At 37.3% G+C, this 15,026-nt stretch carries 19 protein-coding genes; 11 read left to right on the forward strand and 8 right to left on the reverse strand.

Translation table 11 applies throughout. The features are described from left to right. The first annotated feature begins 105 nt into the window (after positions 1-105). The 11 genes from HDT10_RS00155 to HDT10_RS00205 all read left to right on the forward strand — a co-directional run bounded on the left by HDT10_RS00155 (position 106) and on the right by HDT10_RS00205 (position 9,438). Positions 106-1,695: a methyl-accepting chemotaxis protein gene (locus HDT10_RS00155; protein ID WP_290878673.1), complete on the forward strand. Its 1,590-nt coding sequence runs from the start codon at positions 106-108 to the stop codon at positions 1,693-1,695. Positions 1,696-1,800: 105 nt separating this feature from the next. Then, positions 1,801-2,571: a putative metalloprotease CJM1_0395 family protein gene (locus tag HDT10_RS00160; protein WP_290878676.1), complete on the forward strand. Its 771-nt coding sequence runs from the start codon at positions 1,801-1,803 to the stop codon at positions 2,569-2,571. A gap of 22 nt (positions 2,572-2,593) precedes the next feature. After that, positions 2,594-3,307, forward strand: a complete 714-nt coding sequence (locus tag HDT10_RS00165; RefSeq protein ID WP_290878678.1) for an AzlC family ABC transporter permease — start codon at positions 2,594-2,596, stop codon at positions 3,305-3,307. 2 nt (positions 3,308-3,309) lie between these two features. Then, complete coding sequence (locus tag HDT10_RS00170) at positions 3,310-3,651, forward strand: branched-chain amino acid transporter permease (protein ID WP_290878680.1); 342 nt, start codon at positions 3,310-3,312, stop codon at positions 3,649-3,651. A gap of 10 nt (positions 3,652-3,661) precedes the next feature. After that, on the forward strand, positions 3,662-4,009 hold the full coding sequence (locus HDT10_RS00175; protein WP_290878681.1) for an arsenate reductase family protein: 348 nt from the start codon (positions 3,662-3,664) through the stop codon (positions 4,007-4,009). 8 nt (positions 4,010-4,017) lie between these two features. Then, entirely contained in the window at positions 4,018-5,397 is a 1,380-nt protein-coding gene (locus tag HDT10_RS00180) for an SH3 domain-containing C40 family peptidase (RefSeq protein WP_290878683.1), read from the forward strand. Beyond that, positions 5,381-6,124: a metal ABC transporter ATP-binding protein gene (locus tag HDT10_RS00185; protein WP_290878685.1), complete on the forward strand. Its 744-nt coding sequence runs from the start codon at positions 5,381-5,383 to the stop codon at positions 6,122-6,124. The genes HDT10_RS00180 and HDT10_RS00185 overlap by 17 nt, the downstream gene beginning before the upstream one ends. 9 nt (positions 6,125-6,133) lie before the next feature. Further along, the gene (locus HDT10_RS00190; protein WP_290878687.1) at positions 6,134-7,492 is read left to right on the forward strand and encodes an FAD-dependent oxidoreductase; all 1,359 of its coding nucleotides are present in this window, start codon (positions 6,134-6,136) and stop codon (positions 7,490-7,492) included. Beyond that, positions 7,485-8,300: a metal ABC transporter permease gene (locus tag HDT10_RS00195; RefSeq protein WP_290878689.1), complete on the forward strand. Its 816-nt coding sequence runs from the start codon at positions 7,485-7,487 to the stop codon at positions 8,298-8,300. Before HDT10_RS00190 ends, HDT10_RS00195 begins: the two co-directional genes overlap by 8 nt. Positions 8,301-8,309: 9 nt before the next feature. Next, positions 8,310-8,531: a DUF5408 family protein gene (locus HDT10_RS00200; RefSeq protein WP_290878691.1), complete on the forward strand. Its 222-nt coding sequence runs from the start codon at positions 8,310-8,312 to the stop codon at positions 8,529-8,531. Then, positions 8,521-9,438: a DMT family transporter gene (locus tag HDT10_RS00205; protein WP_290878693.1), complete on the forward strand. Its 918-nt coding sequence runs from the start codon at positions 8,521-8,523 to the stop codon at positions 9,436-9,438. The genes HDT10_RS00200 and HDT10_RS00205 overlap by 11 nt, the downstream gene beginning before the upstream one ends. 2 nt (positions 9,439-9,440) lie before the next feature. On the opposite strand, the gene HDT10_RS00210 is transcribed toward HDT10_RS00205, so the two are convergent. Genes HDT10_RS00210 through tatB form a run of 8 tightly spaced genes read right to left on the reverse strand, consistent with a single transcriptional unit; the run spans position 9,441 to position 14,991 of the window. Further along, positions 9,441-10,778, reverse strand: coding sequence for a type IV pili methyl-accepting chemotaxis transducer N-terminal domain-containing protein (locus tag HDT10_RS00210; RefSeq protein ID WP_290878695.1), 1,338 nt, complete (start codon positions 10,776-10,778; stop codon positions 9,441-9,443). Between the two features lie 2 nt (positions 10,779-10,780). Beyond that, positions 10,781-11,440 (reverse strand): Crp/Fnr family transcriptional regulator, encoded by a 660-nt coding sequence (locus HDT10_RS00215; protein ID WP_290878697.1) that lies wholly within the window; start codon positions 11,438-11,440, stop codon positions 10,781-10,783. Beyond that, positions 11,427-11,810: a hypothetical protein gene (locus HDT10_RS00220; protein WP_290878699.1), complete on the reverse strand. Its 384-nt coding sequence runs from the start codon at positions 11,808-11,810 to the stop codon at positions 11,427-11,429. The genes HDT10_RS00215 and HDT10_RS00220 overlap by 14 nt, the downstream gene beginning before the upstream one ends. Positions 11,811-11,823: 13 nt before the next feature. Beyond that, a complete protein-coding gene (locus HDT10_RS00225) occupies positions 11,824-12,027 on the reverse strand; it encodes a PP0621 family protein (protein ID WP_290878701.1) in 204 nt (67 codons plus the stop codon). Continuing rightward, positions 12,021-12,596, reverse strand: coding sequence for a 16S rRNA (guanine(527)-N(7))-methyltransferase RsmG (rsmG, locus tag HDT10_RS00230; RefSeq protein ID WP_290878703.1), 576 nt, complete (start codon positions 12,594-12,596; stop codon positions 12,021-12,023). The genes HDT10_RS00225 and rsmG overlap by 7 nt, the downstream gene beginning before the upstream one ends. Before the next feature lie 8 nt (positions 12,597-12,604). Beyond that, complete coding sequence (queA, locus tag HDT10_RS00235) at positions 12,605-13,708, reverse strand: tRNA preQ1(34) S-adenosylmethionine ribosyltransferase-isomerase QueA (protein ID WP_290878705.1); 1,104 nt, start codon at positions 13,706-13,708, stop codon at positions 12,605-12,607. After that, positions 13,709-14,452 carry a twin-arginine translocase subunit TatC gene (gene tatC / locus HDT10_RS00240; protein ID WP_290878706.1) on the reverse strand — a complete coding sequence of 248 codons (744 nt, stop codon included), beginning with the start codon at positions 14,450-14,452 and terminating at the stop codon, positions 13,709-13,711. A 2-nt stretch (positions 14,453-14,454) separates the two neighbouring features. Further along, the gene (gene tatB, locus HDT10_RS00245) at positions 14,455-14,991 is read right to left on the reverse strand and encodes a Sec-independent protein translocase protein TatB (protein WP_290878707.1); all 537 of its coding nucleotides are present in this window, start codon (positions 14,989-14,991) and stop codon (positions 14,455-14,457) included. Positions 14,992-15,026: the final 35 nt, after the last annotated feature.

Raw genomic sequence — 15,026 nt, forward strand, 5'->3', positions numbered from 1 at the left:
CACTAGAGAAACAAAGTTTAACCAATTTTTATAATAGCATTGCTATAATAGCATAAATATTGATTAAGCTTTAAGTTTTGTAAGCTATCATGAGAGAGGCAATTAATGCTAAAGACAATCCGAGCTAAAATCATCGTAATGATTATTGTATTTTTGTTAGCTCTTTTGGGAATGGTTCATTATAATTTGTTAAGAGGTTTTGACACTATTGCCCAAAGCAGTTCTACTAATGAGTTGCATCAGTTAAATGCTATGCTTTTTGAGGGCTTGAAAGTCGCGATGAATACGGGAGATCCAGAAATCATTGGCGGATTTATTGAGGGCTCTAAGAAAGTTCCGGGTATCACAAATATGGAAGTTTTCCCCTCTCAAGCGATTATTGAGTTAATGGGCTTGAGTAAAGCTTATACCACAGCTCCAGAGATTTTGGAAGTCTTTAAGAGCAAAAAAGAATTTATCAGAACCTATAAAGCGGATAACGACCAAGGTTATTTGATGGCAAAGCCTATCATTGCAGAGGATTCTTGTTTGATGTGTCACGCGACTTCACAAGCAGGAGAGGTGTTAGGAGTGGCTGAAATGCAAATTTCAAGCCAAGAATTGATGAATCGCTCCCAAGAGATTCAGTTTAAGATTCTGTTTTGGATGGTGAGTGTTAGTATCATTGCTTTACTCGTCTTGCTTTTCTTGTTTAATCGTTGGGTGTTTAATCCAATTTCAAATCTTGCGAATGTGGCTTATGACCTTTCACAAGGGGAGGGAGATTTAACGAAACGTCTGCCAATTAAAAATGAAGATGAGATTGCGAAAGCAAGTTCTTATATCAATGACTTTATCCAAAAGATTGATAATACCGTTGCAGACGCAAAGGACGCAAGTCATCAAAATATTTTGCAATCCACACAACTTTCTAACGCATCAAAAGAAATTGACGAACGCATTGAATGTTTGGTGCAAATTGTAGAGCGAAGCACGAAGCTTGGCAATAATATTGAATTAATGCTAAACGATTCTATGGCTTTAGTGCAAAAAAGTGCGCACGATATTCAAGATTCTGCTAAGCAGCTTGCTAAGACAAAAGAACTTTTGTTAAAAGTAATTAACGAAGTGCAAGGGAATGTCAGCACAGAACGGGATATTGCGGAACGTCTTTCACAAACTGCGCAAGAAACAGATAAAATCAAGGGTGTTTTAACTATTATCGCAGAAATTGCCGACCATACAAGCTTACTTGCGTTAAATGCCAATATAGAAGCGGCACGCGCAGGAGGAGCAGGAAGAGGATTCGCAGTTGTTGCCGATGAAGTGCGCAAACTAGCGGAACGCACACAAAAAAGTTTAGGTGAAATCAATGCGGTAGTCAATACGATTATCCAATCTGTTTCTGATGCGAATAATGCAATGGGGGCAAATGTACAAAACACTATCAGTATCGCAGACGCTTCAATAGAAGGCACAGATGATTTAGAAACAAGCGTGAAGTCTTTAGAAGATGCCGTAGAAGCCTCTTCTCAATCCTTGCAGAAAACAAACGAACTTTTTGAGGCGGTGAATGATATTTTAAAACAAGTCAGTGAAGTGCAGAGATTAACTGATGAAAACAGCAAGGCAGTGCATTTGATTGATGGAATCTCTAAAGAAATTTCTCAAAAGGCGAGTGCGTTAAATAGTCAATTAGATTCCTTTAAGGTTTGATTTAAGATTCTGCAATTTTTACGCGCCTTGAAAGAATTGCAGGATTTATCAATTCTTATTCTAATTTTGGCTATAATGAAATAATTTCAAATGAAAGGAGCAACAATGCAGATAGGAACAAACTCTTATTTTAACTTGCAAAATTACTCCAATGATTTTCAGACACAAAATTCTCAAAAAACTTTTGGTGCGCGAGATTCGCAGAGTGTGCCATTTAATGAAGCAGCCAATGAAAAGGAATCGCAAAATACAGACATAACTGCACCAGAATCTCCTAATGGCGAAAAGCTAGACCCAAGCAAGCAACAATATGTGCGTGAGTTAGCTGCAATTGATGCGAGCGTGCGTGCGCACGAAGCGGCACATATTGGGGCAGGAGCGGGTGTAGTCAGTGGAGGTGCTACTTTTGGTTATACGCGCGGACCAGATGGTAAAATGTATGCGACTTCCGGTGAAGTGCCAATCTCTATGAAAGAGGGTAGGACGCCAGAGGAAACTATCCAAAATGCGCGTCAAATTGTTTCTGCTGCGATGGCTCCGGCAGACCCAAGCCCACAAGATTATAAAGTAGCGGCGAATGCTGCACAAATGGAAGCACAGGCAAGAAGCGAACAAGCAGCAGAGCGAACAGAGGAAATCAAGCAACAAACAGAGGATTCTAGCAATACGCAAGATTCTCAAGGGCTAGATTCTAAGAGTTCAGAGGGTTCTATGAATCGGGATTTTGCCAATATAGAATCCGTAAATGCAAATACTTCAGACGCGCAAGAGAGAAAGCCATTTCTTGAAAATGCGCTTGCCGCCTATGCGATAAAAAGTTATACGGCAAATGCAGCAAGCAATTCTTATATTCCAAGACTTGATATTGCGGGTTAATTCTTAAGGATTTGCTTCATTAATGCTTTTTAGAAGTTTTGTGCAGACATTACCGGTATTTATGGGCTATTTGCCTCTTGGAATCGCATTTGGGATTCTATTTTCTAAATTGCAATTGGCTTGGTACTTTGGCATTTTGAGTTCAATTTTAATTTTTACAGGAGCAGGGCAGTTTTTGCTTGTTTCCTTGCTTGCAATCCACGCTGGATTTTTTCAGATTGCCCTTGCTTCATTTCTCCTTAATATTCGCCATATGTTTTATTCTTTGGCAATTACTGATGAAATCAAGAGTTTTGGTATTGGCAAATATTACATTCTTTTTGGGCTTACAGACGAAACATTTGCGGTGTTAAAAACCAATAAAGAAACTTTGAATCTTAGCCAAAAGGAAATAGAAAAAAACTACCTTTATATCACTTTTTTTGACCATCTTTATTGGGTATTTGGTTGTGGAGTTGGAATCTTTTTGGGTGAGAAGTTGGGATTCCAACCCGATGGTGTTGAGTTTGCATTAACAGCACTCTTTAGTGTGCTCACTCTAGCATTATTACGAAATTCCGCAAACAAAAAGCCTTTTTATCTTGCCTTGGTGCTTGGAATCTTAGGGCTTCTTATTTTTCCAAATGAGCAATTTTTGATTTTAAGTATGGTGTGTGGAATCGTAATTTTGTTGGTTTTTAGAAAATGGATTGCAGCGAATGAAAGCAAGACACAAAAGCTATCTAACGAGGGGTAGATATGGAAGTGCAAATCAATGAGGATTTAGATACGCTTTATATTTGTTGGGCAATTTTTGCCGCATCTTTTGGCACTGCTTTGACGCGATTCTTACCTTTTTTCGCGCTTAAAAATGCAACCCATAATCCCTTGTTGCGTTATTTGCAAGAAACAATGCCTTTGCTTATTATGACGCTTCTTGTGTTTTTTAGTCTCAAAGATACTGCTTGGAGTGAGACTTATGGGGCTTATGAAATTGGAGGGATTCTCTGTGCTAGCGTGTGTTTTATCCTATCTAAAAACTCCGTATTAAGCATATTTGTAGGGATTATTTTTTATATTTTTGCATTGAAAATGTTTTAAAAGGAATGAAATGATAAGAGTTTATGGGATTAAAAACTGCGGAAGCGTTAAAAAGGCATTGAACTTCTTAGAATCTAAAGCAATTCCCTATCAATTTGTAGATTTCAAAGCCATTTCTCCAACGCATAAAGATTTAGAGCATTGGTTAGAGTTTGTTAGCCTAGAGGCACTATTCAATAAAAAAGGTACAACTTATAGAAACTTGGGATTGAAGAATTTGGAATTAACTTCAGCAGAGATTGAGGAATGGCTCATAAAACAACCTATGTTAATTAAGCGACCTGTGATTGAATATCCGAACGGGGTTATTGTAGGATTTGATGAGGAATTTTATAAAAATGTGCAATGGTTAAGATGAGAAAATCAATGATGATAAAAATAAAAATCTCAATATTTTTCATTATGGGATTAATTCCTTTATTAATTTTTAGTGGTTGTGCAAGATTAGGGAATCCACAAGAGATTCTCATCAATCTCCCTGCGCAAGATTTAGAGCCTTTTGTCAAAGAATCACGAAGTTTAAAGCATTCCGAGCAAGTAATGCTAAAACAAGAATATTTGACACAATTTTTTTCTCCTTTTGAAAAGCAACCCAGATATAGTGTGGAAGAAATGCGGTGGAGTTTGAATGCAGCCTATCAAAAGTTGGGCTTTGGAGAAAATTTACTACCTTATCAAAAAAAAGAAATTGAATTGTTGGAGTTTGAAGCCAATTTGGACGCTTATCCAAGCGTGAAAAAACCAGCAATTATTACACGAAGTTCCAATTTACGCGTTTTGCCTACCAATAAACCAAGATTCTACAACCCAAGCGAGGCGGGGGAGGGATTTCCTTTTGATTATTGGCAAAATTCCTCTATTTATTTGGGCACTCCTGTGCTTATCACACACTATTCGCGTTCAAAGAAATGGGCATTTGTGGAGAGTGGATTTGTCAGTGGGTGGATTTTGACATTAGATGTCGGAATCCTCAACGATAATCAAGTGAGAGATTTGAAGCAGACAAAAGATTTTTTGGTAGTTACAAAAGACTTAACACCCATCAAGAATTATCATCAAGAGTATTTAGAATCTGCACGCATTGGTATGCTTTTGCCCCTACTTGGAAGCACTAGAAGTAAATACGAAAGTCAAATTTTTTTACGCGATTCTCGCGGATATGCTTATGCGCGTCAAGTGGTATTAGACCAAGATTCCTTTGCAAAATTCCCGATGAGTTTTTCTAGTCAAAAGGTTGCTTTTTTAGCACAAGGAATCATAGGTGAAAAATATGGTTGGGGTGGAATGTTTGGAAATAGAGATTGTTCTATGTTTTTGCGAGATATTTTAGGAAATTTTGGATTCTATCTGCCTAGAAATTCACAAGCGCAAATACGACAGAATCCTGCAAAAGACACCCAAGATTTGTATTTTGATTTGAGTGCTTTCAATGTAGAGCAAAAGAAAGCAATGATTTTGCAAAATGCGATTCCATTTGGAACATTGTTTGGTATGAGGGGACATATTATGCTTTATCTTGGGCAGCTAGATGGGCAAATTTATATCCTACACGACATTTGGGGATTAAGAACGCTACAAAATGAAACACAAGAAGGAAGAAAAATTATCGGTAAAATTGCAATTACTCCACTTGAAATTGGCAAAGATATACAGGGTATCAATCAAGACAAATTGCTAATTCATCGCATTTATGGTATGCGAAATTTGTTTTTAGAAAGTGATTTTGATAATGCAAATCCAAAATGACAAAAAAATTATTGAATGCAAAAATGTTAAATTTTATTTTACCAAAGAACGAATTTTGTATAATGTGGATTGGACGATTTGTGAAGGTGATTTTTGGGCAGTCATTGGACCAAATGGCGGTGGCAAAAGCACATTGGCGCGTCTTTTAGTCGGATTATTGAAGCCCACAGGTGGCGAAATCATCAAAAGTAAAGATTTGCAGATTGGTTATGTGCCACAAAATACTTTTTTAAATCGTCATTTCCCTATTACGGCACTTGAGGTTGTGATGATGGGATTTTTAAAACCAAAACTTTTTGGTGGATTGTTGCCCAAAAATGCAAAAGAAATCGCAATGGAGAAATTAAAGCAATTCCATATGGAATCTTATGCGTATAAAAAAGTGGGAGAACTTTCTGGAGGGCAACGTCAAAGAGTGTTGATTGCGCGTGCATTGTGTGGGAATCCGAATCTTTTGATCTTAGATGAACCCACCGCAAGTATAGACCAGAAAAACCAAAAAGAAATCTATGATTTGTTGCGACAAATCAATCAAGAAAAGACTATCATAATGATTAGTCACGATGTATCTGTTTTGCTAAGTTGCGCAAAAAAAGTTTTATATGTTAATAAAGAAGTTACGACACATAACTTGCCAAGCAATATGAATGTTCCTTGCGATTCTCATAGAGAAAGCGAACATTTTTGCGAAGTGGAGCTTATGGGTTTGTGGAACTCTAAAGTTTAGGAGGTAAAAATGAATAATTCTTATGATGTGGCAATTATTGGAGGTGGGATTTCTGGAAGTGCATTATTTTATGTTTTGACGCATTATACAGATTTGAAAAGAGTGATTTTGCTAGAAAAGTATTCCGAGCCCGCATCACTTAGCTCTAGTGGCAATAACAATTCTCAAACCATTCACGCAGGAGATATTGAAACAAATTATACCTTTGAAAAAGCGAAAAAGGTCGCAAGGTCGGCAAAAATGCTAGTCTCTTACGCACTCTTTCATCAACTACAAAACAAAAGTATCTTTGAATATCAAAAAATAGCAATTGGTGTAGGCGATAAAGAAGTAGAATTTATGCAAAAACGTCATCAAGAATTTAAAGAAATTTATCCAGAATTGGAATTTTTTACCAAAGAGGACATTAAGGAGATTGAACCCAATGTCATTAAAATGGCAGACGGGAGTGATAGGGTAGAAAATGTCGTAGCTTCTGGAGTGCGCAAGAGTTTTTGTGCAATGAATTTTTGTTCTGTGGCGCATCATATGATTGAACAAAGCGTATTTGGTGAGCACAAAGCAGAGTTTAATTATCAAGTGAGAGATATTATCAAGCAAGGAGATGGAAAATATACATTGCGCGCAAAAGACAAAGAGCCCATTACTGCATCTTTTGTGCTTGTGAATGCGGGTGCGCATTCCTTGCTTTTGGCGCAAAATATGGGATTTGGTTTGGATCTTGGTTGTCTGCCTGTGGCGGGTAGCTTTTTCTTTATCCCAAGTGATAAACTAAGGGGCAAAGTCTATACGGTGCAACACCCAAAATTGCCCTTTGCAGCAATTCACGGAGACCCTGATGTCGTGGCAAATGGGAAGAATCGCTTAGGTCCGACAGCCCTTTCCTTGCCGAAACTAGAGAGATTCAAGCCCGGAACTTATTTAGATTTCTTTAAAACTTCCGGTTTTGGAGAGGCGGCGACAACTAAAATTATGTGGGATTTGTTTTCAGATAGTGAGATTCGTAATTATATTTTACGAAATTTCTTGTATGAAATCCCAATAATTGGTAAAAAATTCTTTATCAAAGAGGCACAAAAAATTATTCCCTCTCTGACTTTAGAGGAATTAACCTATGCTAGTGGTTTTGGTGGAATCCGTCCGCAAGTGCTTGATAAGAAACAAAAAAAGCTCATCTTGGGTGAGAAAAAGATTCAAAGTGGAGAGGGCATTACCTTTAATATGACTCCAAGCCCCGGTGCGACAAGCTGCATACGCAATGCCCTCATTGATATGCTTGAGATTACAAAATATCTTAATGCTAATGTGAAAATGGATAGAATTAAGCTTGAATTAAATGAAGAAAATTTGGAGTGGCTAGTTGATTGATCTTTTAGGATATACTTTTGTGCAAAATGCTCTTTGGGGTGCGTTTTGCACGAGTATTATTTGTGGAATCATCGGCGCACTTGTTGTAACGAATCGTATGGTATTTGTTGCAGGAGGGATTGCTCATAGTGTGTATGGAGGGGTTGGAATCGCAGCGTTTTTGGGCTTGCCAATCTTGGTTGGGGCAATGGGGTTTAGCGTATTTTGTGCGATTCTTTTAGCCTATATGCTGCTTTTTGCAAAAGAGCGTTTGGATTCTCTTATTGGCTCATTATGGGCATTTGGTATGGCATTGGGTATCATTCTAGTGGAATTAACTCCGGGCTACAATAAGGATTTTATGGGATACTTGTTTGGTAGTATTTTGAGCATTACAGAGAATGATATTTATCTTATGGCTTGTTTTGGTTTGTTTCTAATTGTTTTTGTTTGGCTTAACTATCGGGTGATTTTGGGAATTTCTTATGATAGTGAATTTACGCAACTGCAAGGCATTAATACAAGATTTTTTAGCGTCTTTTTGATGATTTTAATTGCATTGGGGATTGTGATTTCTATGCGTTCAGTCGGGATTATCCTCATTGTGGCACTTTTGAGCATACCGGCTTATTGCAGTGAAATCTTTACAACTTCTCTTGCAAAAATGATGTTAGGAGCGAGTTTGATTTCATTGGTTTGTATGCTATGTGGAATCGCGCTAGCTTATTTTTATGACTTACAAGCAGGGGCTAGCATTGTGATGATTCTGTCTATTTTTTCTTTCGTTGTAGCTCTTTTTCATTATTTTAAAAAACTTCAAACAACTTAAAGGATTGCTATGCAAGATAAAAAACAACAAGATAACTTAGAACGCGCACAGGCTACGGCAACAAAAGCAATTAAGATTTCTTTAATTGCCTGCTGTGTCGTGATTATTTTTGCCTCACTTAGTCTTTGGGTGTTATTAAACCAAATTACCGCAACAGCAAATTTGGTCAAAATGCAAAAGGAATATGAAATCCGCCTTGAAAACCTAGAAAAGCATTATAATGAAAAATAATCTTTTTTATTTTTTGCTTGTAGTAACAATGAGCTTTTGGGGCACTTCGTGGGCTGCTAGCAAAGTATTAGTTGAGTATGCAAGTGCGGATATAGTTACCTTTTGGCGTTTCTTTTTCGCTTTTGTCGCCTCTTTTTTCATCGTGATTTTTTTAAGGATTCCTTTGCGTCTTGATAGGCAATCTCTTAAATTTCTCTTACTAACTGCTCTTTGCAATGGCTTGTATTCTTTGATGTATTTTATCGGCTTAAACTATGGTAGTGCGGGGAAAAGTGGTGTGCTTGTGCAGGCTTTAATTCCTGTGTTTGCTTATCTTTTGACTTTTGGTCTTTATAAGATTAAAAAAGATTCCACAAAAAAAATGAAAAAGAACGAAATCTTAGGCTTATTTTTAGGAATCCTTGCAGGGCTTTGTCTGCTAAACTTAGGGAGTTGGCAGCAGCTTTTTGGCAAGTTTAATTTACTTTTTGTGTTTTGCGCATTGGATTGGGCAATCCTAACGCTTATAAGTCGGAATATCAAAATCCACCCTGTGGCGATTAATTTCTATGTTACATTTTTTAGCGTGCTTTTGTGTTCGCCTATTTTCGTCTTTCAACCGGCAATGTTGGATATTTTTACTTTTGAGCCTAGATTCTGGTGGATGATGTTTATTGTGGCGGTCTTATCTACGGCGATTGGAACAAGTATTTATTATTTAGGAGTTGCGCGTATAGGGGCAGCGCAAGCAAGCTCGTTTAATTTGCTTGTTCCTGTTACGGCGTTGGTGAGTAGTTTTATTATTTTAGATGAGATTCCAAGTGCTTTAACGCTCATTGGAGGAAGTATTGCAGTTTTTGCAACTTATCTTATCAACCTTTATCAGCCTAGACATTTTCAAGTTTTCAATCGGTTTTGGAGAAAATAGGGCTACTCGCAACAATTTTCCATTTCTTCTAGGATTCTGTGAAGCTTGTCAAGCAATCTTGCGGTAATGATAAGCTGTTCGCTAGATTGGATTGCAATGTCTTCGCTTAGGCTGATAGAATTTTCTATGCTCTTGCGTCTTTCTTCGCTAATTTTTGCAAAGGCAAGTTTATGCCGAATCTCCTCACTAATGTTTGTGATTTCCTCATTAATCAGTTCGCTCAAATCAATGGCTTGTTTGGAAGTTTTTTTGGTTGATTCTATTTGCTGCAAGAAATGTGAGAGATTCTGCGAGGCTTGGGAAAGTTCGCTTTCTCCCTCTAGTTGAATAGTTTCGGCTAGATTACTATTGAGCTTTCCGCTTGCAAGAAGTTGTATTTTGTTTAGGAAATGTTTTAAATGTGTTTTAATGCGCAAGAGATTGTCAAGAGAATAGAGTGCAAGCAGAAGCATAATAAAAGCCGCAGTATATTGGAATTTTTCTAAATAAGTGCGCAAGTGAATAGAAATATCCGAATAAAGATTGACCGTCCAGTCTATTTCGTCTAAAATAGCGGTATTTTGTGTGGTGATTTGCTTTAAATCCCTCACAATATGTTCTTGCAAGCCCAATACCTTGTCAATATGTTGGGAATAGATTTGCCAAAATTCATAAGCTTCTTGAATGGATTTTGCAAGTTTTGGAGTGCGTTTGTAGGTGGAATTTTGATAAAAATCTGTGATAATCGTATCATAGAGATTATAACTCTCTTTAAAATCACGATAGGATTTATCATTCCAAATGTAGAGATGGTGCATCATTAAATATGCCATACGTTGCGTGAGCATACGTTGGCGTCCAGAATCGTCAATCAGGTTGCTAGATATTTGGGATTCCACCATTGCTTTGACGATATTGTCAGATAAAATAAGCATTTTAGTATTGTTTTCATCTAAAAATTTTCTATCCTCATAAAGCTTGCTAGAAATATCCTTAAAATCTTCTACCAATGCTTTAAAGTCTATCCATCGCGTATTGATTGCTTCTAGTTTTGTGATAATGGCTTGTTTGGTTGGAGGATTAATGTCTTTTGTGTCATCGCCAAAGCGCAGAATATGTAGGTTATTTTCAAATTCTTCTATCGCTAAGTTGAGTGCAGTATAGTCTTGACTATTTTGAGAATTTATCATAAAGATTTCTTTTGTGATTTTCTGTGTCAGCATTCGCTCTTTTCCGGCAATATTAATAATATAGCCATCTTGGATTCCAAGTCGGTTGATAAAGATGACAGATAAAATCATCACAGAGATACAAAAAGTAGTGAGAATCCCAAGTATAATGAGGCGAATTGTAATAGTCATTGCTAATCCTGTTTAAAAATATCGTAAAGTTTTTGTGGGTTTAATATTTCAATTTTTCCTTGTTTGTTGGTGCTTATAATATTGTCCCGATGAAGTTTTTTAAGCGTTCTTGAGAGCGTTTCGGGTTGGATATTTAAAAAACTTGCATTTTCTTGTTTTTTGTATGTGTTAAAACTCTCCAAATGAAAATAAAGACTCCAAGCAATCTTAGCTGTGCTATCAAAGATGAGGTTTTTTTGGATTACTTCCTCAAAGAGTTGGAGTTTTTTGAGAGTTTCTTTAAAAAATAAAGCCAAAATGCGAGGATTTGTCCTTAAGGCTTGGGCTAGCTTCTCGCCATCAAAGCACGCAATAAGGGAATCTTGCAGACATTCAATATTAGCAAAAGAAACGAATTTCCCACAATTTTCTAAGTTCAAATCTAGCAATAATCCATTCTCTAAAAGTCCCAAAAAGATTTCGTTTTCAAAGCGATTGACTTTGTAGAGCTTCAATAAGCCTTTGACACAATAAAACAACGCATTCACTTCTGTTTGCTCATAAAGCACGATTTGCTTAGGAGTGAAAGTTTTGAAAGTTACGATTTTGTTTAATTCCAATAAATCCTTTTGCTCAAGCGTGTTAAAAGGCGCAAAAGATTCTAAAGATTCAAAGACTTGCAAAAATCACCCCGTCTATACCATATTTTGCAATGGTTTCAATCTCTTCTTCCTCTTGGATACAAAATAAAATCTTTGCGTCAAAAAGATAAGTTTCTGCGAGATTCTGCAAGGTTTTCGCAAGGTCTATTTCTTTGCAAAGTAAGAATCGCACATTTAAATTGATAAGCAGAAGTGCCTCTTTGACACTGCTGACAAGACTTGCATAGGCAAGAGTATTGTCGCAACAAAAACGCGCTAAAGATAAAGTTTGCTGAAAGGAATCGCAAGCAAGCACCAAAAAATCAGAGGGCAATGTTTTGGCGATTTGCTCTTTAGAATGAATCGTGAGGATATTTAAGGATTCAAGAGAGGGGTGGTTTAAAATCAACATAGTTTATCCTTGATTAGAGTGCCGCACATTCTTTAGAGCAATAGTATTTTCCATTTTTGATGATGACTTCTTCGCTAGAAACATAAGTGCCACATTGCGTGCATTCCAGCATAATAGAATCTTGCGATTTGGAATGATTTGTTGGGGCGGTATTTTTGCGAAAAAAGAGAAGATATATCCCCACAAGCAATAAAATCAATAAAAACCATTTCAGCATTTCAAGTTCTCCCCTGAAATCATAAGATAATGCAATAAACCATTCTGAAAGTGCATATATTCCAAGTCTTTTGGAATCTCATTTTTAAAATTTGAACCCTTATAGAGTAGGATAGTCGTTTCTTTGGTGATTTGCGCACGGCATTTTTCCAAAAACTCTTTTACGTTAAAGGTCGCCCTTGAAGTAATGAGATTCGGTTTGCTTTCTAGTTTTAGCAATTCTATTTTTTGACGCTTAATTGTAAAGTTTTTTAAATTTAAATTCGCTTTAACATTCTGCAAAAAAGCAGCTTTTTTTGCATTAGGTTCGCATAGAATCGCGGGGATATTTAATGCGATTCCAAGTGGAATGCTTGGGAAGCCATTGCCACTACCAACATCTAAAAGACAGGTTTTTGTTTCTAATTTAAGTTCGTTTAAACTCAAAGGATAAAGCGAATCTTGAATGTTTTTTTGAATGCTTGGAATATCCTTTGCCCCACTTAAACTATGGATAGCATTCCAATGCAATAATAGTTTCGCATAAGATTCTAATAATGTGATTTGTGAGTTTTGTAAAGTATAGCTCATTTGGAATCTTATAGGATTAGCATTCCGTCTCCATAGGAGTAAAAGCGATAATTTCTCGCAATTGCCTCTTGGTAGAGCTGCTGGGTGGTTTCCAAACCAATAAAAGACGCCACAAGCATTAAGAGCGTAGTCTTTGGCAAATGAAAATTAGTAAGAAGCGCATTTGTCTTGCGCGGTTTGTTTTGTGGGTGCAAAAACAAATCGCATTCCCCGCTTAGAGCACCACTTCTAGCAAATGCTTCAATCGTGCGTGCAGCAGTTGTCCCAATCGCGGTGATATGGGAGGCATTCTGAATCTTATTGGCGGAATCTTGCGAAAGAAAGAAATGTTCCTTGTGCATTTTGTGTTCTAAAATGTTTTCTGCGCTCACTCCTACAAAAGTTCCAGCACCCACATGGAGCGTTATTTCTGTGCTTTGGAAGTGTGCTTTAAGGTTTTGATATGCCTCTTTGGTGAAATGCAAGGAGGCAGTAGGGGCGGCAATCGCTCCTAGATGTTTGGCAAACACGCTTTGATAGTCGTTTTTATCCGCTTGCGTGTCGTGTCGCTTGATATAAGGGGGCAAGGGAATGTGTCCAAAATGTTCTAAAAAGTTAAAAAATTCCTGACGACTTAAAGGTTCTTTTAAGGAATCCAAAGAGGGATTTGCATTAGTTTGCAGATTGGGAATCTTAAAAAACTCTGCTTCTTTGAACCCCACACCAAGCGCATCACTTGGATTGCTTTTAAGGATTCTCGCGACAATCCCTCCCTCAAAAGCTACCCAATGTCCTACTTTCAAGCGTCCTTTGAATTGCATTAAATAAACATTGGGAGCAATTTCTTTATGAAAAAGTGCTTCAATTTTTGCACCATTCCCATAAGGTGTTTTGGAATCTTGCACGATTTTTGTCCCATAGAGCCTTGCGGGCAAAACTTTGGTATTGTTAAACACAAGTAAAGTTTCTCGTGGGAGAAATTGCGCAAATTCCTTGAAAGTTGTGTGTGTGATTTTGTGGGTTGCGCGCTCATAAACCAATAATTTCGCTGCTTCTTTTGGGAATATGGGGTGTGTGGCAATGCGCTCTTTTGGGAGAATGTAGTCATAGCTACTCAATTGCAATTCACGCATTTATTCTGTTGTCTCCTCATCGGTTTCTGGTGCTTGGTAGGGATTCACGACTTTGGCGATGAAAATAGACAATCCATAGAGCAAGACAAGCGGAATCGCCATTAAAAATTGGGAAAGCACATCAGGCGGAGTGAGGATTGCCGCGAGGATAAAAATAAACACAATGGCATATTTGAAATATTCCTTTAGCGTTCTATCTGTAATAAGTCCAATTTTGGCGAGAAAAAATGTAACCACAGGCAGTTCAAAAGAGATTCCAAAACCAACCATTAGTTTAGCAAAGAAGCTCACATATTCCCCAATGCTAGGAAGTGCGGTAAAGAGTTGAGAGCCGAAGTTAATGAGATACCCAAAGCCAATGGGAAAGGCGATATAATAAGCAAAGGCGCAACCACATAAAAAGAAAAAAGTCCCAAAGATGACAAAGGGCAAAACGAGTTTTTTTTCATTATCGTATAATCCCGGTGCGACAAAAGCCCAAATTTGCCAAAAAATCACAGGCAAAGCAAAAATAAATCCACTAAAGAATGCGACTTTAATAGCTGTAAAAAATGCTTCTCCTACTTGTGTAAAGATTACGCTTTCGCGTCCATTTGGCAGTGCAGTGCTAAGAGGGGCAACCATCCAATCTAAGATAAATTCCCAAAAATAAAAAGAAGCAAGAAAAGTAATGAGAATCGCAAGTGTGATACGAATCAGGCATTTGCGTAAATCTTGAATATGGGGCTTTAAGTCTTCAAACATTTTTATTCCTTAGGCTTTGAACTAGATTGGGATGCGTCATTTTGGGCTTCTTGAGTTTGCGAGGGTGTGAGATTTGCACCAAAACTCAAAGTGGTCTTGTCGTTTTTATGGAGTTGAATTTCTCTTTTTGATGACGCATTAGTATGAGATTCTGCGAGTGTGGAATCTGCTTGGGGTGCAGAATCTTGTAGATTTTGTGTGGAAATGGGGGTTTGTATAGGATTCTCACTTGAATTTGGAGATTTTTTAGGCTCTAAAAGACTTTCTTCAAGGTCTAAATTGAGCTCTTTTAACTCTAAATCCTTGCTTAGAGTTTGGACTTCTTGCGTGAGGCTATTTTTGTAAGCAAGGGCTTCTTCTTTGATTTTGCTTAGATTAACTTCACGTTCTAAGCTTTCCTTTGCTTCGTCCATTGTTTTTTTGACAGCTCTAAAGAATTTTGCCATATCCACTAGGGCTTTGGGTAGTTTCTCTGGTCCTAAAAAAATAATTGCTACCACTGCAATCATTAAAATTTCAAAAAATCCCATTCCAAACATTGCTAAATCTTGCCTTTTTATTTGTTTTTGTCAGA

Source organism: Helicobacter sp. (assembly GCF_014799995.1).
Lineage (GTDB): Bacteria > Campylobacterota > Campylobacteria > Campylobacterales > Helicobacteraceae > Helicobacter_D.